Origin of the sequence: Caballeronia sp. LZ043 (assembly GCF_031451075.1) — a bacterium.
Classification (GTDB): Bacteria; Pseudomonadota; Gammaproteobacteria; order Burkholderiales; family Burkholderiaceae; genus Caballeronia.
On sequence record NZ_JARUXT010000004.1, the window covers coordinates 428,370 to 447,659 of the forward strand.

At 64.9% G+C, this 19,290-nt stretch carries 18 protein-coding genes and 1 pseudogene; 15 read left to right on the forward strand and 4 right to left on the reverse strand.

Translation table 11 applies throughout. The annotated features are described in order from the left end of the window. Position 1 precedes the first annotated feature (1 nt). The 6 genes from QCE64_RS29435 (at position 2) to QCE64_RS29460 (ending at position 6,948) form a co-directional block, all read left to right on the forward strand. Positions 2-1,336, forward strand: a complete 1,335-nt coding sequence (locus tag QCE64_RS29435; RefSeq protein ID WP_310007702.1) for an NAD(P)-dependent oxidoreductase — start codon at positions 2-4, stop codon at positions 1,334-1,336. A 36-nt stretch (positions 1,337-1,372) separates the two neighbouring features. Beyond that, on the forward strand, positions 1,373-2,659 hold the full coding sequence (gene preA / locus QCE64_RS29440; RefSeq protein ID WP_310007704.1) for an NAD-dependent dihydropyrimidine dehydrogenase subunit PreA: 1,287 nt from the start codon (positions 1,373-1,375) through the stop codon (positions 2,657-2,659). A 58-nt stretch (positions 2,660-2,717) separates the two neighbouring features. After that, entirely contained in the window at positions 2,718-4,205 is a 1,488-nt protein-coding gene (locus QCE64_RS29445; protein WP_309925891.1) for an NCS1 family nucleobase:cation symporter-1, read from the forward strand. 37 nt (positions 4,206-4,242) lie between these two features. Next, positions 4,243-5,697, forward strand: a complete 1,455-nt coding sequence (hydA, locus tag QCE64_RS29450; protein WP_309925893.1) for a dihydropyrimidinase — start codon at positions 4,243-4,245, stop codon at positions 5,695-5,697. A 113-nt stretch (positions 5,698-5,810) separates the two neighbouring features. After that, positions 5,811-6,587: a CDP-diacylglycerol diphosphatase gene (locus tag QCE64_RS29455; protein ID WP_309934531.1), complete on the forward strand. Its 777-nt coding sequence runs from the start codon at positions 5,811-5,813 to the stop codon at positions 6,585-6,587. A gap of 109 nt (positions 6,588-6,696) precedes the next feature. Beyond that, the gene (locus QCE64_RS29460) at positions 6,697-6,948 is read left to right on the forward strand and encodes a hypothetical protein (protein ID WP_309935450.1); all 252 of its coding nucleotides are present in this window, start codon (positions 6,697-6,699) and stop codon (positions 6,946-6,948) included. Positions 6,949-7,375: 427 nt separating this feature from the next. Here the strand turns inward: QCE64_RS29460 and QCE64_RS29465 are convergent, their stop codons facing one another. Continuing rightward, positions 7,376-8,656, reverse strand: coding sequence for an aspartate carbamoyltransferase (locus QCE64_RS29465; RefSeq protein ID WP_310007706.1), 1,281 nt, complete (start codon positions 8,654-8,656; stop codon positions 7,376-7,378). 37 nt (positions 8,657-8,693) lie between these two features. After that, a complete protein-coding gene (locus QCE64_RS29470) occupies positions 8,694-9,113 on the reverse strand; it encodes a secondary thiamine-phosphate synthase enzyme YjbQ (RefSeq protein ID WP_309837700.1) in 420 nt (139 codons plus the stop codon). Positions 9,114-9,279: 166 nt separating this feature from the next. On the opposite strand from QCE64_RS29470, the gene QCE64_RS29475 reads away from it, so the two are divergent. The 3 genes from QCE64_RS29475 to QCE64_RS29485 all read left to right on the forward strand — a co-directional run bounded on the left by QCE64_RS29475 (position 9,280) and on the right by QCE64_RS29485 (position 12,060). Continuing rightward, positions 9,280-9,729: a BON domain-containing protein gene (locus QCE64_RS29475; protein ID WP_310007707.1), complete on the forward strand. Its 450-nt coding sequence runs from the start codon at positions 9,280-9,282 to the stop codon at positions 9,727-9,729. A gap of 95 nt (positions 9,730-9,824) precedes the next feature. Next, complete coding sequence (locus QCE64_RS29480; protein ID WP_404987559.1) at positions 9,825-11,261, forward strand: NfeD family protein; 1,437 nt, start codon at positions 9,825-9,827, stop codon at positions 11,259-11,261. Between the two features lie 25 nt (positions 11,262-11,286). Beyond that, on the forward strand, positions 11,287-12,060 hold the full coding sequence (locus QCE64_RS29485; RefSeq protein ID WP_309925901.1) for a slipin family protein: 774 nt from the start codon (positions 11,287-11,289) through the stop codon (positions 12,058-12,060). A gap of 6 nt (positions 12,061-12,066) precedes the next feature. On the opposite strand, the gene QCE64_RS29490 is transcribed toward QCE64_RS29485, so the two are convergent. Continuing rightward, positions 12,067-12,603, reverse strand: coding sequence for a carboxymuconolactone decarboxylase family protein (locus tag QCE64_RS29490; RefSeq protein ID WP_310007710.1), 537 nt, complete (start codon positions 12,601-12,603; stop codon positions 12,067-12,069). A gap of 187 nt (positions 12,604-12,790) precedes the next feature. On the opposite strand from QCE64_RS29490, the gene QCE64_RS29495 reads away from it, so the two are divergent. From QCE64_RS29495 to QCE64_RS29515, 5 genes are all read left to right on the forward strand, one after another. Further along, positions 12,791-13,714, forward strand: a complete 924-nt coding sequence (locus QCE64_RS29495) for a LysR substrate-binding domain-containing protein (RefSeq protein ID WP_309925906.1) — start codon at positions 12,791-12,793, stop codon at positions 13,712-13,714. A gap of 175 nt (positions 13,715-13,889) precedes the next feature. Continuing rightward, positions 13,890-14,981, forward strand: a complete 1,092-nt coding sequence (locus QCE64_RS29500) for an HlyD family secretion protein (RefSeq protein ID WP_309934533.1) — start codon at positions 13,890-13,892, stop codon at positions 14,979-14,981. Positions 14,982-14,992: 11 nt separating this feature from the next. Beyond that, positions 14,993-16,579 carry a DHA2 family efflux MFS transporter permease subunit gene (locus tag QCE64_RS29505; protein WP_309934534.1) on the forward strand — a complete coding sequence of 529 codons (1,587 nt, stop codon included), beginning with the start codon at positions 14,993-14,995 and terminating at the stop codon, positions 16,577-16,579. Between the two features lie 25 nt (positions 16,580-16,604). After that, entirely contained in the window at positions 16,605-18,059 is a 1,455-nt protein-coding gene (locus QCE64_RS29510) for an efflux transporter outer membrane subunit (RefSeq protein WP_309934536.1), read from the forward strand. After that, the gene (locus QCE64_RS29515; protein WP_309925913.1) at positions 18,056-18,511 is read left to right on the forward strand and encodes a PaaI family thioesterase; all 456 of its coding nucleotides are present in this window, start codon (positions 18,056-18,058) and stop codon (positions 18,509-18,511) included. The genes QCE64_RS29510 and QCE64_RS29515 overlap by 4 nt, the downstream gene beginning before the upstream one ends. Positions 18,512-18,517: 6 nt before the next feature. Here the strand turns inward: QCE64_RS29515 and QCE64_RS29520 are convergent, their stop codons facing one another. After that, on the reverse strand, positions 18,518-18,913 hold the full coding sequence (locus QCE64_RS29520) for a helix-turn-helix domain-containing protein (RefSeq protein WP_309934538.1): 396 nt from the start codon (positions 18,911-18,913) through the stop codon (positions 18,518-18,520). 171 nt (positions 18,914-19,084) lie between these two features. Here QCE64_RS29520 and QCE64_RS29525 point away from each other — a divergent pair. After that, a pseudogene (locus QCE64_RS29525) lies at positions 19,085-19,186 on the forward strand (SDR family oxidoreductase); the annotation flags it as partial. Between the last annotated feature and the right edge of the window lie 104 nt (positions 19,187-19,290).

Below are 19,290 nucleotides of genomic sequence, written 5' to 3' on the forward strand. Positions count from 1 at the left end.
TATGACCATGAAAACCATCGGCGACATTGCGGCCGGACGCCTTGCACCGGAACAGCTCGCCTGCGAATTCGCGGATGTCGCGCCCTTGCTCGACGCCACCGCCGCGGCCGCTGCGGCGAGCCGCTGCTTTTATTGCTACGACGCGCCGTGCATCCAGGCCTGTCCCACGCAAATCGACATTCCCGGCTTCATTCGCAAGATCGGCAACGGCAACCTGAAGGGCGCCGCTGTGGACATTCTCTCCGCCAATCCGCTCGGCGGCATGTGTGCGCGCGTCTGCCCGACGGAGATTCTTTGCGAAGGTAGTTGCGTACGCAATCATCCGGGCGACCAGCCGGTGGCGATCGGCGCATTGCAGCGTCACGCCACCGACCGCGCAATGGCCCGGGGCGAGCCCTTGTTCGCGCGCGCGCCGGAGACGGGCCGGCGCGTGGCGGTCGTCGGCGCGGGTCCGGCGGGGCTCGCGTGCGCGTACCGGCTCGCGCTGGCGGGACATCGCGCGGTGATCTTCGATGCGCGCGACAAACCGGGCGGCCTCAACGAATACGGCATCGCGGCGTACAAGACGGTCGAAGACTATGCGCAACGCGAGATCGAATGGCTGCATTCGATTGGCGGCATCGAGATCAGGACGGGCATGGCGCTCGGCCGCGATGTCACGCTCGACGAACTGCGCACGCAATACGACGCGGTGTTCATCGGCTTCGGGCTGGCGGGCGTGCGTGAGCTGGCGCTCGAAGGCGAGACGCTCGGCGGCGTGATGAACGCGGTGGATTTCATCGAGCAGGTGCGTCAGGCCGATGAACTCGCGAGCGTGCCGGTGGGGCGGCGTGTCGTTGTGATCGGCGGCGGCAATACGGCCGTGGATGCCTGCGTGCAGAGCCGCAAGCTCGGCGCGACCAGCGTGACGATGGCTTACCGGCGCGGCGTCGACAACATGAGCGCAACGTGGGCGGAGCGCGAGTTCGCGCAAACCAACGGCGTCACGATCGTCACGCATGCGAAGCCCGTACGGCTGCTCGGCATGGACGGCCAGGTGAGCGGCGTGGAGTTCGAGCGCGACGCGGAGCGCTTCGTGATCGAGGCCGACATGGTGCTGAAGGCGATCGGTCAGACGCTCGTGCCGGTGGGCGTTGCGCGCGAACTGCTGACGCTGGATGGCGGACGCATCGTCACGGACGAGAACCGTCAGACGACCCTCGCGAAAGTCTGGGCGGGCGGCGACTGCGCGACCCATGAAGGACTCGATCTCACCGTGCAGGCCGTGCAGGACGGCAAGATCGCGGCGGCGTCCATCGATGCATCGTTCGAACTGACCGCCATCAAGGCTGCGTGAATCCCTGCGTGAATCCCTGGAAGGAATCCAACGAACATGGCTGACCTGACTTGCAACATCGCCGGCATCACTTCGCCGAATCCCTTCTGGCTGGCCTCCGCGCCGCCCACCGACAAGGCCTATAACGTCAACCGCGCCTTCGAGGCGGGCTGGGGCGGCGTGGTCTGGAAGACGCTGGGACTGGACCCGCACGTCGTCAACGTGAGTTCGCGCTACGGCGCGGTGCAATGGAACGGCCAGCGTATCGCGGGGCTGAACAACATCGAGCTGATTACCGACCGGCCGCTCGACATCAACCTGCGCGAGATCGAACAGGTGAAGCGCGACTGGCCCGATCGCGCGCTGATCGTGTCGCTGATGGTGCCGTGCAACGAACGCGACTGGAAGTGGATCCTGACGCAGGTCGAGGACACGGGCGCCGATGCGGTCGAACTGAACTTCGGCTGTCCGCACGGCATGAGCGAGCGCGGCATGGGCGCGGCTGTGGGACAGGTGCCCGAATATGTGGAGATGGTCACGCGCTGGGTGAAGGAGGGCACGAAGCTGCCGTGCCTCGTCAAGCTGACGCCCAACATCAGCGACATCCGCATGGGCTCGCGCGCCGCGTTCAAGGGCGGCGCGGACGGCGTGTCGCTGATCAACACGATCAACTCGATCGTGGCCGTCGATCTCGACGAGATGGCGCCGATGCCCACCGTCGATGGCCGCGGCACGCACGGCGGCTACTGCGGCCCGGCCGTGAAGCCGATCGCGCTGAACATGGTCGCGGAAATCGCACGCGATCCGGAGACGCCGAACCTGCCGATCTCGGGCATCGGCGGTATCTCGTCGTGGCGCGACGCGGCCGAGTTCATGGTGCTGGGCGCGGGCAGCGTGCAGGTCTGCACGGCGGCGATGCACTACGGCTTTCGCATCGTCAGCGATCTCGCGGATGGCCTCTCGAACTGGATGGACGAAAAAGGCTACGCGACGCTCGACGACATTCGCGGCCGCGCCGTGCCCAACGTCACCGACTGGAAATACCTCAACCTCAAGTACGACATCAAGGCGCGCATCGATCAGGACAAGTGCATTCAGTGCGGGCTGTGTCATATCGCGTGCGAGGACACATCGCATCAGGCCATTCTTGCGCAGAAGGACGGCAAGCGTCATTTCGAAGTGGTCGATGCGGAATGTGTCGGCTGCAACCTGTGCATGCATGTGTGCCCGGTCGAGCAGTGCATCACGATGGAACGCGTCGATGCCGGCGAGTACGCGAACTGGACCACGCACCCGAACAATCCGGCGCGCGTGACCGACGAAGAGGCCGTGAAGGCAGCCTGAGCGAGGCGTAGCGTTCCGCATCCATCGTTTCCTGGACACATCAACCGGAGTGCATCCGATGAAGCAGACAGCGCACGACGTCGAGGCCAGCAGCCTGTACAACGACGATCTCGCGCCCACCGGCCCCGCGCAGCGAACCTGGAAGTGGTATCACTTCGCGGCGCTGTGGGTCGGCATGGTGATGAACATCGCGTCGTACATGCTCGCGGCAGGTCTCACGGAGCAGGGCATGTCGCCGTGGCAGGCGGTGCTGACCGTGCTGCTCGGCAACCTGATCGTGCTCGCGCCGATGCTGTTGATCGGCCATGCGGGCGCGAAGCACGGCATTCCTTATGCGGTGCTCGTGCGTTCGTCGTTCGGCACGCAGGGCGCGAAGCTGCCCGCTCTGCTGCGGGCGGTGGTCGCGTGCGGCTGGTACGGCATCCAGACCTGGCTGGGCGGCAGCGCGATCTACACGCTGTTGAACATCCTCACCGGCAACGCGCTGCACGGTGCCGCGCTGCCGCTCATCGACATCTCGCTCGGACAGCTGGCGTGCTTCCTTGTGTTCTGGGCCTTGCAGCTGTACTTCATCTGGCATGGCACGGATTCGATCCGCTGGCTCGAAAGCTGGTCGGCGCCGATCAAGGTCGTGATGTGCATCGCGCTCGTGTGGTGGGCGACTTCGAAGGCGGGCGGACTGGGTTCGATGCTGTCGGCGCCGTCGCAGTTCGCGGCGGGCGGCAAGAAGGAAGGGTTGTTCTGGGCGACCTTCTGGCCGGGACTCACGGCGATGGTCGGCTTTTGGGCGACGCTCGCGCTCAACATTCCCGACTTCACGCGTTTCGCCCGCACGCAGCGTGATCAGGTGATCGGCCAGTCGATCGGACTGCCCGTGCCGATGGCCTTGCTCTCCGTGATCTCGGTGGTCGTGACCTCGGCGACGGTCGTGATCTACGGCCACGCCATCTGGGACCCGATTGACCTGACGAGCCGCATGACGGGCATCGGCGTGGGTGTCGCGCTGCTGATTCTCACGCTCGATACCATGTGCTGCAATCTCGCGGCCAATCTCGTCGGACCGGCCTATGACTTTTCGAGCCTGTGGCCGAAGGGCATTTCGTACCGGGCGGGCGGCATGATCACGGCGACCATCGCCATCGTGATGATGCCGTGGAAGATCCTCGCGACCACGCAGGGCTATATCTTCACTTGGCTGGTCGGCTATTCGGCCTTGCTCGGACCGGTGGCGGGCATCCTGATGGTCGATTACTTCCTGATTCGCGGCACGCGGCTCGATCAGCGCGAACTCTTCGACGAGCACGGCCAGTACTCGTATAGCAACGGCTGGAACGTGGCCGCCGTGGTTGCGTTGCTGGTCGGCGTGCTGCCCAACTTGCCGGGCTTCCTGCACACCGCGTTTCCAGCCTCGTTCCCGGGTGTACCGGCTTTCTTCAATACGCTCTACACGTATGCGTGGTTCGTGGGCCTCGTGCTGGCGGCGCTGGTCTATGGATCGTGGATGAAACTGCGCGGCTCGCCGCGCGCCGGCGTACTCAGCGCCTGAACGGCTCATTATCGGATTGCTTTCTGGAGGACGACTCATGCCTATCCTGATTCGCGGCGGTACCATCATCGATGCGGACCGCACCTGGCGCGCCGACGTGCTGTGCGCGGACCGGCAGGCCGGCGGCGCGATACTCGCCATCGGCACGGATCTCGACGCGCCCGCCGGCACGCAGACGGTCGATGCGGGCGGGCAGTACGTGATGCCCGGCGGCATCGATCCGCATACGCACATGGAACTGCCCTTCATGGGCACGACCGCCAGCGACGACTTCTACACCGGCACGGCGGCGGGTTTGTCGGGCGGCACGACGAGCATCATCGACTTCGTGATTCCGAGCCCGAAACAGCCGCTGATGGACGCGTTCAAGGAGTGGCGCGGCTGGGCCGAGAAGGCGTCGGCGGATTATGGCTTTCACGTCGCGGTGACGTGGTGGGACGAGTCCGTGCACCGCGACATGGGTTTGCTCGTGCAGGAACATGGGGTGTCGAGCTTCAAGCATTTCATGGCGTACAAGAACGCCATCATGGCCGACGACGAAGTGCTGGTGAACAGCTTCACGCGCTCGCTCGAACTCGGCGCGTTGCCGACGGTGCATGCCGAGAACGGCGAACTCGTATTCCAGCTGCAGAAGCAGTTGCTGGCCAAGGGCTTTCGCGGACCGGAGGCGCATCCGCTGTCGCGTCCGCCGGAAGTGGAGGGTGAGGCCGCCAATCGTGCGATCCGCATTGCGCAGGTGCTCGGCGTGCCGCTGTACATCGTGCATGTGTCGGCGAAGGATGCCGTCGAGGTCATCGCTAAGGCGCGCAACGACGGCCTGCGCGTGTTCGGCGAGGTGCTGCCGGGACATCTGGTGATCGATGAATCCGTTTATCGCGATCCGGACTGGACGCGTGCCGCCGCGCACGTGATGAGCCCGCCGTTCCGGTCGGCCGAACATCGCGAGGCCTTGTGGCGCGGCTTGCAATCGGGCCAATTGCACACCACGGCGACGGATCATTGCGTGTTCTGCGCGTCGCAGAAGGCGATGGGCCGCGAGGACTTCACGCGCATTCCAAACGGCTGCGGCGGCGTGGAAGACCGGATGTCGGTGCTGTGGCACCACGGCGTCAACATGGGCCGCCTGACGCCGAACGAATTCGTGCGCGTGACCTCGACCAATGCGGCGCAGATCTTCAATCTGTATCCGCGCAAGGGCGCGGTGCAGGTGGGGGCGGACGCGGATCTGGTCGTCTGGGATCCAAACGCGACGCGCACCATCTCCGTGAAGACGCATCATCAGAACGTGGACTTCAATGTCTTCGAGGGGATGACGGTGCAGGGCGTCGCGACCAGCACGCTTTCGCGGGGCGCGCTTGTCTGGACGGACGGCGAGTTGCGCGCGGAGCGCGGCGCGGGGCAGTATCTGAAGCGTCCGCCGAATGGGTCTTACTTCGAGGCGGCTCGGGTGGCGAACCGGTTGAAGGAGCCGCATCCGGTGGAGCGGGTCTGAGGCAGCCGCTGCGTGGCGTGGCTGTTTTTGCAGATGCGGTTTCACGCTCTTTCACGCGCTCGCAAGCATAATCCGGCAGGCTGGTGACTTTCTCACACTGCCGGATCATGCCGATGAAGATTGTTCAGGGAATGGGGCGCCTTGTGGCGCTGTGCGGCGTCGCAGTTGCGCTCGCGTTGCCGCTCGCATGCGTGGCGAACCCGAACGCATTGTGGGACATCGTCCACGATTATTGCGAGCCGGCCGCCGAAGGCGCGCCGGTGAAGCAGAAGTGCGCAGACGTAAATCTGCCGGAAGGTTATGCGGTGCTGAAGGATCTTGTGGGCGTCGCGCAATATCTGCTGATTCCGACGGCGCGCGTCTCCGGTATCGAAAGTCCCGCGCTGCTGGCACCGGATTCACCCAATTACTTTCGCGATGCCTGGAACGCGCGCGGGTACGTCGACCGCAAGCTGCATCGCACCTTGCCGCGCGATGAAGTGTCGCTTGCGATCAACTCCGCGAGCGGGCGCACGCAGAATCAATTGCATATCCATATCGATTGCCTCGCCGCCGATGTCGCGCAAACGCTGCGTGAGGTCGGGCCGCGTATTGGCACGGAATGGGCGCCGCTGCCGGTGCGGTTGCGGGGGCACGTCTACAGCGCGATGCGCATCGACGACGCTGATTTGTCGCACACGGATCCGTTCAAGCTGCTCGCGCCGTATGCCGCGCAACGCGGACAGACGATGGGCCAGCAGACGCTGCTGCTGGTGGGCGCGGTGCGCGGCGACGGGACGGCTGCTTTCTATCTGCTCAACGATCATGTGCAGGCGGGCGACTGGGCTTCGTCGGAGGAGCTTCAGGATCACACGTGCTCGCTGGCCGATCGGTCTATAGAGAAACCCTGAGGGTCGCAGAAGAATGAAGTGACGCGGGATCTCGCGAGGATTCCTATCAGGCGGTTGCGAATTCGGAGATTTCGCGGGTTGTTACTTCATCTTCCGGGAACCACAATGAATGCATTCGGATATCACGTTTGACCCGTTGAAGGACGCGATCAACTGTACCGTAACCTGGCTAAAAGAAAGAGTAATGGAACAGAAACGAACACCCAAAGTTTTCATCTATCCCACGGACGAAGAAGACGAAGCAATCAACCGCGGCATAGCGTTGGACCCAGACACCTGGGAGTTGACCGACGAAGTTTTCAAGCGCCTCAAGCCCTACGCCATTTATGAGGAGGAGCGCCGGAGGGCTGGTCAGCGGTAGTGACGTGAGTTACCGTGACCGCGCCGCACTCTATCGTCTTCAAAGCGTTGTTTGCGGCGCGTGAAATAACGCGATCAAATCCTGGAAGCCTGTCCGCAGGCGTGTGCTTCGCATGGTTTGCGCGGAAGATTCAAGTCGCGGCGCGTGATCAGTCTGCGCCGGGCAAACGCTAGAAGGATCGAAAAGTATGCGAAGGAAGCTTAGCGAAATCATCCGCCCAACGCCCGAGGAAAACGAGGAAATCAACCGAGGCATAGGATTAGACCCGGACACCTGGGAACTGACCGACGAAGAGCTCAAACAACTCAAGCCCTACGCCATCTATGAGGAGGAACGCCGAAAGGCAGGTGACCGATAGCGCGATGCATAGCCGCAACCCCGCCGCACGTCACTAGCCCTTGGGCCATCACGTGCGGCGCGCGACCCATCAATCAAACCCTTGAAACACGGCATCGTCCGGGCCAATAGAAACAGGCGACTTCCACGCGGCATCGCGCATCGAATGACGCACCTGATGTTCGACGCCCAGCAGCACCGCGAAAATCGCCATGCGCACCGCAATGCCGTTATCGGTCTGCCGGAAGATCGCGAGGCGCGAGTCGTGGTTCAGGTCCGTCGCGAGATCATTCGCGCCCGGCCGGCTGTCGCGCGGCAGCGGATGCATGATGAGCGTGTCGCGGCCGCATACCGCATCGACGAGTGCCTGATTGATCTGGAAGTCGGGCGTATAGCCTTCGATGGACTCATCGGCGAATCGCTCTTTTTGAATGCGCGTCGCATACACCACGTCCGCGCCAGCCAGCCCGGCGCGCAAATCGCTGGTCTGTTCGATCACATGATCGTTGCGTGCAAGACGGTCGATGATATGCGCCGGCATCTCCAGCGATCCCGGCGAGACGAGCGTGAATTTGAGCCCCTTGTAGAGCGAGAGCAGCTTGGCGAGGGAATGCACGGTGCGGCCGTACTTGAGATCGCCGACCATCGCGATATGCGCGCCATCGACTATCTTGCCGAGCCGCGAGAACTCGCGCTGAATCGTATAGAGATCAAGCAGCGCCTGGCTCGGATGTTCTCCCGGTCCGTCGCCGGCATTGATGACGGGAATGTTCGTCGCGCGCGCGAACTCGGCGACCGAGCCCTGTTCCGGATGCCGCACGACAATCGCGTCCGCGTAACCGCTGATCACGCGGCTCGTATCGTAGATCGATTCGCCCTTGGCCATCGACGAAAACGTGAAGCCCGTGGTATCGCAGACCGAGCCGCCCAGCCGCGCGAACGCCGCGCCGAAACTCACGCGCGTACGCGTGCTGGCCTCGAAAAACAGATTGGCCAGCACCGCACCTTCGAGAACCCGCGTGATCTTTTTGCGACGCGCGATGGGCTGCATCATGTCGGCCGTGCGGAACAGCGCCTCGGCCGATTCGCGCGAGAACTGGTCGATGGACAGCAATTGCGGCCGTCCCTCGAACTCGATGTTCGAATGTGCGCTTTGCGTATATTCGCCGTTCTGCGGCATGCTGCTGAGAATCTCGGCGACGTAGCGTGCCGCGATTTCCGGCATCGCGCGGGATTCCGGCGACTCGTCCGGCAGGAGCCAGGTGTCCAGCGCGCGCCGCGTCACGCCAATGCGTCCGGCAAAAGCATCGCGGGTCATGTTCAGACGGCGCATGGCGTCGCGAAGAATGGTCTGCTGCTGAAGATGGGACATGGCGCTGCTCCAAAATATACGCGGTGCGTATAGTAGATCACTCGCCAATCAGATGCAACACCAGTTCGCGCTGATGCTCCGCCGTGCGGTGCTCGAAGACGTAGATGCCTTGCCACGTGCCCAGGACCATGCGTCCGGCCTCGACGGGAATCGAAAGCTGCACGGTCGTCAGCGCCGTGCGCAGATGCGCCGGCATGTCGTCGGGGCCCTCGGCGTCATGCACGTAGCGGCCGGGCGCCTCGGGCGCAACGGTTTCGAAGTAGCGCTCCAGATCCACGCGCACGTCCGGATCGGCGTTTTCCTGGATCAGCAGCGAAGCCGACGTATGCCGGCAGAACAGTGTCAGCAAGCCGGTGCGGATGTCCTGAAGGTCGATCCAGCGGTCGATATCGCGGGTGACTTCGTGCAGGCCACGCGAGCCTGTCGCGACCGTCAGATGGTGCAGTGCCTGTTTCATGTCGGTCTCGGTGCGAAAAGTGCGTCGGGATGTTCAGTGTATCGGCTTGAACGCAAGCGGTTCGTGCCGGGGCAATGAACTATGCTGTTCGAATCCCGGCTCGATGAAGGGCGTCACGATGTGCGCAGCGCTCCCCGGCTCAAGAACGCTCCCGCGCGTACGCACGGTGCTGGCCGTCGCGCTGATCGTGTCCACGTTCGCCCACGCCGACGAAGCCCGTGAAAACCGCGGCCACGATCCTTTCATTCAGGTGTCGAGCGCGCTGCCCGGTTGCACCGCACCGCCTGGACCGTTCGAGACCGAGCAGGAGTGGCTGGACGAGGCGCACTACCGCATCGAGCGCGGCAATAGCTGCTGGCTCGCGGGCCGTTGCCGTCTCTCGAACAGCTACGACTACGACCAGGAGATCGCGGCGAGTGTGACGCGGCGCCTCAACGCGCTGAATGCGTCGTTCCAGTGGCGCGAGAAGACCACGCTGTGGCTGACCATCCAGCGTCGCTTCATTTACGTCGATGGCTGCGTCCCACGCGATTTCGACAAAAGCCGTTTTATCTCGGCACTCGGCGAGACGGCCGATGTCGACAAGGTCATCGACCGGATCACGGTTCGGCAGTGAACGCGCGGCGCATCCGTTTGCTCTAAGCTTGAAGCGAAGACAACACGGCAACATGAGGAGGACCGCAGCGGCGTGCGCGCTGGCGGTGTCAGCCCATGACGAAGAAACTCGTTGACTGCATGCGGACCTGCGTCCGGCTGTGGCTGGTCGCGCTGGTTGCGTTGGTCGTGACGGCGTCCGCACACGCGGCGCCGGCGCCGGTCGTCGTGATTCCGCTGAAGGGGGCCATTGGCCCGGCGAGCGCCGATTTCGTCGTGCGCGCGCTGGCTCGTGCCGCCGCCGGGCATGCACAGCTCGCGGTGCTGCAACTGGACACACCCGGCGGCCTCGACCTGTCGATGCGCTCGATCATCCAGGCCATGCTCGCGTCGCCGGTGCCGGTGGCCGTGTTCATCGCACCGAGCGGCGCACGCGCCGCGAGCGCCGGCACCTACATCGCCTATGCCAGCCATATCGCGGCGATGGCGCCCGGCACGACGCTCGGCGCGGCGTCGCCGGTGCAGCTCGGCATCGGCGGCACGGGAGGCGAGCCGTCGCGCGCGGGCAAGGAAGCATCGGCAGCGGATTCCAAAACAGATTCCCAATCGACGGAAACCCGCAAGCAAATGCAGGACGCCGCTGCCTATATTCGCGGCCTCGCCCAGTTGCGCGGGCGCAATGCGCAATGGGCCGAACGCGCCGTGCGCGAGGCCGTGGCGCTCTCGGCGGACGAGGCGCTCGCCCAGCACGTGGTCGACCTGAACGCCGCCGATATCCCCGATCTGCTCACGAAGCTCGACGGCCGCCACGTTCGAACCGTCGCCGGAGAACATGTGCTCGCCACACGCGGCGCGTCCGTCGAGACGCTGGAACCGGACTGGCGCAGCCGCTTTCTCGCGACCATCACGGACCCGAGCGTCGCGCTCATTCTGATGATGATCGGCCTCTACGGCCTGTTCTTCGAGTTCGCCAATCCGGGCATGGTGCTGCCGGGCGTTGCGGGCGCGATCTGTCTGCTCATCGGACTGTTTGCGCTGCAACTCCTGCCGGTCAGCTATGTCGGACTGGGACTCGTCGTGTTCGGCCTCGGCTGCCTGATCGCCGAGATGTTTCTGCCGACCTTCGGCGCGCTCGGGATCGGCGGCATTGTCGCGTTTGCCATCGGCGCGCTGATGCTGATCGATACCGATGTCCCCGGCTTCGGCATTCCGTTGGGTCTCGTGATCGGCCTTGCGCTCTTTACGGCGTTGTTCGTGTTCGGCGTGGGCGGCGTCGCGTTGAAAGCGCGCAGGCGGCCGGTCGTGAGCGGCGCGGAGGCGATGACCGGCAGCATCGGCGTGATGCTGCCGAGCGACGGCGCAGCGCCCGGCAGCGGCTGGGCGCGCGTACACGGCGAGCGCTGGCGCGTGCGCACCGGCGACGCGCAGGCGCTGCCGGCCGAAGGCGCGCGCGTACGCGTGATCTCACGCCAGGGACTGACGCTGACGGTCGAAGCGCTTGAAGCGCTCGAAGCGATCAAAGCGCACGAAGCGATCAAAACCGGTCATCCATGAACACCTTTACAGCGAGGCTCGCGAAATGGGGCTTACCTTCGGTTTCAGCGGCATTCTGATTGCCCTCGTCGTCTTTATCCTGGCGTCGGCGGTGCGCATCTTCCGCGAGTACGAGCGCGGCGTCGTCTTCATGCTCGGGCGCTTCTGGAAGGTCAAGGGGCCGGGCCTCGTGCTGATCATTCCCGTGGTGCAGCAGGTCGTGCGCATGGACTTGCGCACCGTCGTGTTCGACGTGCCGCCGCAGGACGTCATCACGCGCGACAACGTCTCCGTGAAGGTGAATGCGGTGGTGTACTTCCGGGTCGTCGATCCGGAGAAGGCAGTGATCCAGGTTGCGCGCTTCCTTGACGCAACGAGTCAACTCGCGCAAACCACGTTGCGCGCGATTCTCGGCAAGCACGAACTGGATGAACTGCTGTCCGAGCGCGAGCGCCTCAATGCCGACATCCAGCGCGTGCTCGATTCGCAGACCGACGCGTGGGGCATCAAGGTATCGAACGTGGAGATCAAGGACGTCGACATCAACGAGACGATGATCCGCGCGATCGCCCGACAGGCCGAGGCCGAACGCGAGCGCCGCGCGAAGATCATCCATGCGGAAGGCGAACTGCAGGCCTCCGAGAAGCTGTTGCAGGCGGCGCAGATGCTCGCGCAGGCGCCGCAGGCGATGCAGCTGCGTTATCTTCAGACACTGACGACGATCGCCGGCGACAAGAATTCGACGATCGTCTTTCCGGTGCCGGTCGATCTCGTCAGCGCGATCGTCGACCGCTTCACCGGCAAGAACAACGCGCCCTGAGCCGCTTCAGACCAGCTTCGGGAAGTCGAGCGTCGTGTCGTTCACGCGGTTCACGAGGTTCGTGAAGTTGATGACGCTCATCGCGAACAGCGCGTCGATCACTTGCGCTTCCGAGTAACCCGCCGCGCGCACTTCGTCGAGACGCGCCGCATCCACCGTGCCGCTGCTGCTGACGAGGTGCCGCACGAAGCGCACCAGAGCGTCACGCTTCGCGTTGCCGGTGGCTTCGCCCGCGCGGATCTGCTGGGTTTCCTGCTGCGTAAGACCGACCATCTTGCCGACCACCGTATGCGCGGCGGCACAGTAGTCACAGCCGACGAGTTCGCTGACAGCGAGCTTGATCGCTTCCACATCGGCCTTTTCGAGGCTGCTCTTCGCGAGGATCGCGTCGCCGTTGAGCGTGGCGCCGAGCGCGGCCGGGCTGTGCGTGCCGATGGTTGCATAGGCATTCGGCACACGGCCCATGGCCTTCCTGATGCCGGCGAACAGGTCGGCGGTGACGCCCGTGGCTTCGTTGACGTTGACTTGGGAAAGACGTGACATGGTGAGCTCCTGGGTTCGTTGACAAGCCATCTGGATGGCGTGAGTGAACTTTAGGCGCGCGCCGTCGCTGCGTGAATGTCCGATCGACTCGTAAAACCGCGCGATCGTCTCAAGCGTCGGAAGAGCGTCCCGGCTTGCTTCGTGCCATGATCGGGGCTTCGCCTCCGCCTGCATCGACGAAACCGCAATGGATTATCTGACGAGCCTGAAAGTGTTCTGCTCGGTGGTCGAAGCGAAGAGCTTCGCGCGCGCCGCCGACATCCTGGGCTTGTCGCCGCCCGTGGTCTCGCGCGCCATCGCGGGGCTGGAAGAGCGGCTCGGCAGCCGCCTGTTCAACCGCACCACGCGGCAGATCTCGCTGACCGAGACGGCCGAGCGCTTCTATGCCGATTGCTCGCGCCTGCTCGACGAACTCCAGGCCATGGAAGAACGCGCGTCGCACCGCGCCAGCGAGGCGACAGGCCTGTTGCGGCTGGTCGCGCATACCACGGTGATGACGAGCCGCTATACGCCGCTCGTCGCCAGCTTCAGGCGCGCGCATCCGCACGTGCGCCTCGACGTGACGCTGACCGAGCGGCCCGTCGATCTCGTCGGCGAAGGCTACGATCTGGCCATCGTGCTGCCGTTCATGCTCTCCACGGACACGGCGGTCACGCGCCTGCTCGAAACCATCCCGCTGGTGCTGGTCGCGAGTCCCGCGTATCTCGCGCGGCATCCCGCGCCGCGCCATCCGTCCGAACTGACGGATCACGAATTCGTGCCGATGTCCCCGTCGATCCGCAAGCCCGCGCTGACCTTCCGCATCGGCGGCGAGGAACTGCGGGTGCCGCTCGGTCACGGCGTGACGTCGAACAGCGCGGTGTTCAACCGCGAGATGGTGCTGCAGGGCTTCGGCATCGGCGTGCTGCCGACGGCGCTCGTCGACCGCGACGTGGCCGAAGGCCGCCTCGTCACGCTGCTCGACGCCTATGAACGCGTCGATTCGGCCATCGAGATCCGCATTGCCTACAGCACGCGTGCGCTGTTGCCGGCCAAGGTGCGCGCGTTCGTCGAGCATGCGGTGCGTTTCTGCATCGATTCAGCGATGCTGGCCGACACCGCCCAGTCCTGACTACAGCCCCGCCCAGCCTGGCTCGGGGCGATTGTTTCCATCCGTGTCATTCACTCATGCAACCTGTGACGGTTGACGGGGTGCATATGCACATCTAGTCTTCCGGCCTATGACGGACGGCTTGATCGGTCCATTTTTCACTCTCAATCGTGCATATGCACACAAAGCTGACAAAATGACGACTCCAACGACAAACATTCCCTCGGTCGCCGCGCCCGCCCTGGCGCGGCCCGCGCGGCGCATTCCGTGGATGCTGCTGGCGCTAGGTGTGGTCGGACTGGTGGTGATCGCGGCGGCGGCGTGGTGGGCGCTGGTGCTGCGCTTCCAGGAATCGACCGATGATGCCTACGTGGGCGGCGATGTCACCGTGCTGGCGCCGAAGGTGAACGGCTTCGTGACGGACGTGCTGGTGCAGGACAACCAGCCCGTCAAGGCGGGCCAGGTGCTGATCCGTCTCGATTCCCGTGACTATGACGCGCGGCTCGCGCAGGCGGACGCCGATCTGTCGGGCGCGCGCGCCGCCGTGGTCGAACTGCAGGCGAAGGACGCGCTCCAGGCCGCGGTGATCAACCAGCAGCAGGCGGAAGTCCATGCGTCGGCGGCGGAACTGACGCGCAGCGCGCAGGACCGTTCACGCTATCGCGAGCTGGTGAAGGACGACGCGGTATCGAACCAGATCGTCGAGCGCGCCGATGCGGACTACGCGAAGGCACAGGCGTCGGTGGACCGCAGCGGCGCGGCGCTGGTCGCGGCAAAGCGCCAACTGAGCGTGATCGATGCGCAGATCGCCGACGCCGAGGCGCGCGTCGCCACTGCGGAAGCGGCACGACGGGTTGCGGCGCTGAACGTGGAATACACGACGATCCGCGCGCCGGTCGACGGCTATGTGGGCAACCGGACGGCGCGCGTCGGCGTGCTGGCGAATGTCGGCACGTCGTTGCTGACCGTGGTGCCCGCGACGGGCCTGTGGATCGACGCGAACTTCAAGGAAGACCAGTTGAAGAAGATGCGCGCGGGCGATACGGCCGATATCGAACTTGATGCGTCCAACCTGCCGCTCAGCGGCCACGTCGAGAGCCTGGCGCCCGCGACCGGCGCGACCTTCAGCGTGCTGCCAGCCGAGAACGCGACCGGCAACTTCACGAAGATCGTGCAGCGCGTGCCGGTGCGCATCCGTCTCGACGTGCCGAAGGGCATGGAGAACGTGTTGCGTCCGGGCCTTTCCGCGACGGTGAAGGTGCATCTGCGCCAGCAGGCGAACGGCTGAGGAGCGCGCTCATGACCCGATCACCGACCCCGGCGCCGCTCGCCGACCCGTCGACCCAGCCGCTCAAGCTGCGCGCCTTCGCGTTCGCGCTGATGTGCCTCGGCTTTTTCATGGCGACGCTCGACATCCAGATCGTCGCGTCGTCGCTGAAGGACATCGGCGGCGGCCTGTCTGCGAGCCAGGATGAACTCTCGTGGGTGCAGACCTCATATCTGATCGCCGAAATCCTGGTGATCCCGATGTCCGGCTGGCTCTCGAAAGTGTTCTCCACGCGCTGGCTGTTCGCGGCATCGGCGGTGGGTTTCACGATCACCAGCATGCTGTGCGGCATGGCGTGGGACATCAACTCGATGATCCTGTTCCGCTGTCTTCAAGGCGCGCTCGGCGCCGCGATGATCCCGACCGTCTTCACGACCGCCTTCGTGCTGTTTCCGGGCAAGCAGAGACTGATTGCATCGACAACCATCGGCGCGCTGGCCTCGCTCGCTCCGGCGGTCGGTCCGGTGATCGGCGGCTGGATCACGGATCAATGGTCGTGGCACTGGCTGTTCTACCTGAACGTCGTGCCGGGTCTCGTGGTCGCGCTGCTGGTGCCGAAGTACGTGCATATCGACACGCCGGATCTCTCGCTGCTGAAGAAGGGCGATTATCTGGGCATCGCCCTGATGTCGGGCTTTCTGGGCTGCCTCGAATATGTGCTGGAAGAAGGGCCGCGCAAGAACTGGTTCGGCGACAACGTGATCATCGCGTGCACGTGGATCTCGGCGATCTGCGGCTTCCTGTTCCTCGTGCATGCCTTCACCGCCAAAGACCCCATCGTCGATCTGCGTGCGCTCGCGGTGCGCAACTTCGCGATCGGCAGCGTGCTGTCGTTCGTGACCGGCATCGGCATCTTCGTCTCGGTGTTCCTGACGCCGGTGTTCCTCGCGCGCGTGCGCGGCTTCGATTCGCTGCACACGGGTCTCGCGCTGTTGTCGGTCGGCTGTTTCCAGTTGCTGTCGATCGGCGTGTACGGCTTTGCGTCGCGCTTCATCGACATGCGTGTGTTGCTGGCCTTCGGGCTCGTCTGCTTCGGCGCGGGCTGTTACTTCTACACGCCGCTCACGCACGACTGGGGCTGGCAGCAATTCCTGCTGCCGCAGGCGCTGCGCGGCATCGGCCAGCAGTTCGCGGTGCCCCCCATCGTCACGATGGCGCTCGGTTCGCTGCCGCCGTCGCGGCTCAAGTCGGCGAGCGGCCTGTTCAACCTGATGCGCAACCTGGGCGGCGCGATCGGCATTGCGGTGAGTTCCACGATGCTCAACGACCGTCTCAATCTGCACTATCTGCGCCTCAACGAAAACGTGACGACCGGCCGCTCCGCCGTGGAAGACATGCTGTCGCGCAGTTCGTCGCATCTCGCCTCGGTGGCGGGCGACGCGCTGAACGCCTCGCAGGCGGGGCTGGCGTCGCTGCACGCGCTGGTGCTGCGCGAGGCGCTCGTGCTGACCTTCGCCGACTGCTTCTACGTGCTCGCGCTGTGTTTTCTGTTCGGCCTCGCGACCGTGCTGTTCGCCAAGCCGATAGGCGTTGCGCCGGCCTCGCCGGACGCTCATTGAATCCGGTTTCCATCCGACTCCGACCATGAAGAAACTCGTCCTCTCAACCATCGCGCTTCTGACGCTTGCTGCCTGCGCGGTGCAGCCCGCAACGCACGCCGACCTGCCCGCGACCGTCCAGGCCAGCGCGCCCGTCGACTGGAGCGTCGAGACGCCAAAAGCCGCCGCCGATCCGCTCGCCTGGTGGCAGCAGTTCGACGATCCGCTGATGCACGAACTGGTGGCGTCGGTGCTCGATGAGAACCTCGATCTGCAAGCCGCGCTCGAACGCGTGAAGCAGGCGCAGGCCATCACGACGCAGCGCCGCTCGGTGCTGCTGCCGCAACTCGACGTCAACGCCGGCGCATCCGATTCGCGTCAGAACACGCCGCCGCCGCTCGGATACGTGAGGCAGGCGGGCATCGGGCTCGCGCTGAGCTGGACGCCTGACGTGTTCGGCGGCGAGCGGCTGGAACTGCTGGCCTCGCAGGCGCAACTGGTCGGACGGCAACATGCGGCGGATCAGGTGCGGCTCGCGCTGGCGGCGAACACGGCTGCCGCATATATCGACCTGCGCTGGGCCCAGGCCGAACTCAAGATCCTGCAGGACAATCAGGCGATCCGCGAGCGCGCGCTCAGACTCACGCAGCGCCGCCTGCAATACGGCCTTTCCACCCAGCTCGATGTCGCGCGCGCGCAGAATCAACTGAGCGATCTGCTGTCGCGCATTCCACGCACGCAGGCCACGATCCAACATCAGTTGAGCCTGATCGCGGTGTATTCGGGACGGACGCCGGAAGCGCTCGACCGCCTGATGCTCGCCGATGCCGGCACGGCGCCGCGCATTCCGGTGCCGGCGGGCGGCGCGCCGCAGCTGTTGCCGTCGGAGGCGTTGTTGCGCCGTCCCGACGTGCTGGCGGCCTACGCCACGGTTCAGCAACGCGCGGCCGAGGTGGGCGTGGCGCGGGCGGAGCGCTATCCGAAGTTCTCGCTGCGCCTGACCGATGGCCTGCTGGCGTCGTCGTATCTCGGGCTGCCGACGCTTACCGACAACCTCTTCTCAGCCGCGCTCAATGCCACCAGTCCGATCTTCAACGCGGGGCGCATCACGGCGGAGATCGGCCAGAACGAGAGCCGCATGCGCGAATCGGAACTCGATCTGCGGCAGACGATGCTTCAAGCGCTGAAGGACGTCGAGGATACGCGCAGCGATCTCGTCAGCACGACTGAATCGAGCGCGCGCCTGAACGATGCGCTCACGGCGTCCGGTCAGTCGCTGACGCTGTCGACGCAGCTGTACAAGGGCGGCGCGGCGAGCTTCCTCGACGTGCTCGACGCCCAGCAGACCTATCTGCGCGACGCCGATGCGCTCAACCAGTCGCAACGCGACCATGCGCTCGCCGCCGTGGCGTTGTACCGCGCGCTGGGCGGCGGCTGGAGCGTCACCGGCGACGACAGCACGATCCAGACAGCAAGCAGCACGACGGAGAAGGCGAAATGAGTCTGATCGAAGAAACGGCTGCGGGCCTCGATGGCCTCGCGCAAATGCGCAAGCTCATCGCGAGCGGGCGCAGGCCCGGCATCCTGGTGTCGCTGGAATTCGACTTCATCGAAGTGGAAGCGGGCCGGGCGGTATTCGCGGGCGTGCCCGGCGATCATGCGTACAACCCCATCGGCACCGTGCATGGCGGTTATGCAGCCACGCTGCTCGATTCCGCCTGCGGTTGCGCGGTGCATTCGTGCCTGACCGCGACGCAGGCCTACACGACGCTCGAACTCAAGGTGGCGTACCACAAGGCCATCACGCGCGACACCGGCGTGGTGCGCGCGGAAGGGCGCGTGCTCAGCATCGGACGGCGTGCGGCGTTCGCCGAGGCATCGCTGATGGACATGAGCGGGCGGCTGTTCGCATCGGCGACGTCGACGCTGCTGGTGATGGAACGCCAGGCTTAAAAAGCGTCACGCGTGGCGGCGCGCGTAGCGTTTCGCGGCTGCCGAAGGCAGTTCGCCGAACATGACGCGATAGTCGTTCGCGAAGCTGCTGAGATGCCAGAAGCCCCACTTGGTCGCGGCCGAAGTCACGGACGCGCCGAGCCGCAGATCGCGGCGCACGTGATTGAGGCGCACGGCCCGCAGCCAGGCGATCGGATTGAGGTTCAGCGCTTCCTGGAAGGCATATTGCAGCGTGCGTCGGCTGAGCTGCAACTGCACGCACAGCTCGGCGATGGACAGCGGACACGTGCTCGCATCCTGCAGCCGCTCCTGCACTTCGTTGACCAGCGACCAGTAACGCGTGGGACGCGTATCGGCGACAGCGGGAGACGCCGACAGCACATCGGAGACGGCATACAGCACCGTGCGTTCGAGCAGTTCGATGCGCTCGTCGGTGTCCGCCTGTTCGCCCGGCGACGATTGCGCCGCAGCCGCCAGCGTCTGCTTGAGCGGACCGCGCAGGTTGTCGGCGACACCATGGGCGTCGATGTCACCGAGGAAGCCATCGCCGCGCAGCAGGGGCGTCTGTGCGAACCGGCCGAGGTGGCGGCCGCAGCCCTGTTTCTCGCGTCCGATGAATCCAGCTTCGTCAACGGCACGCATCTGTTCGTGGACAACTGCTTCTCGGCTATCTGATTCTTCCGCTGCCGAAGGTTCAACGCACGATCATGCGAATCGAAGGTCATGCAGCAATGCGGCCTTCGATTTTTTTTGTGCTGTTGTGGCGTCCCGTCCCATCG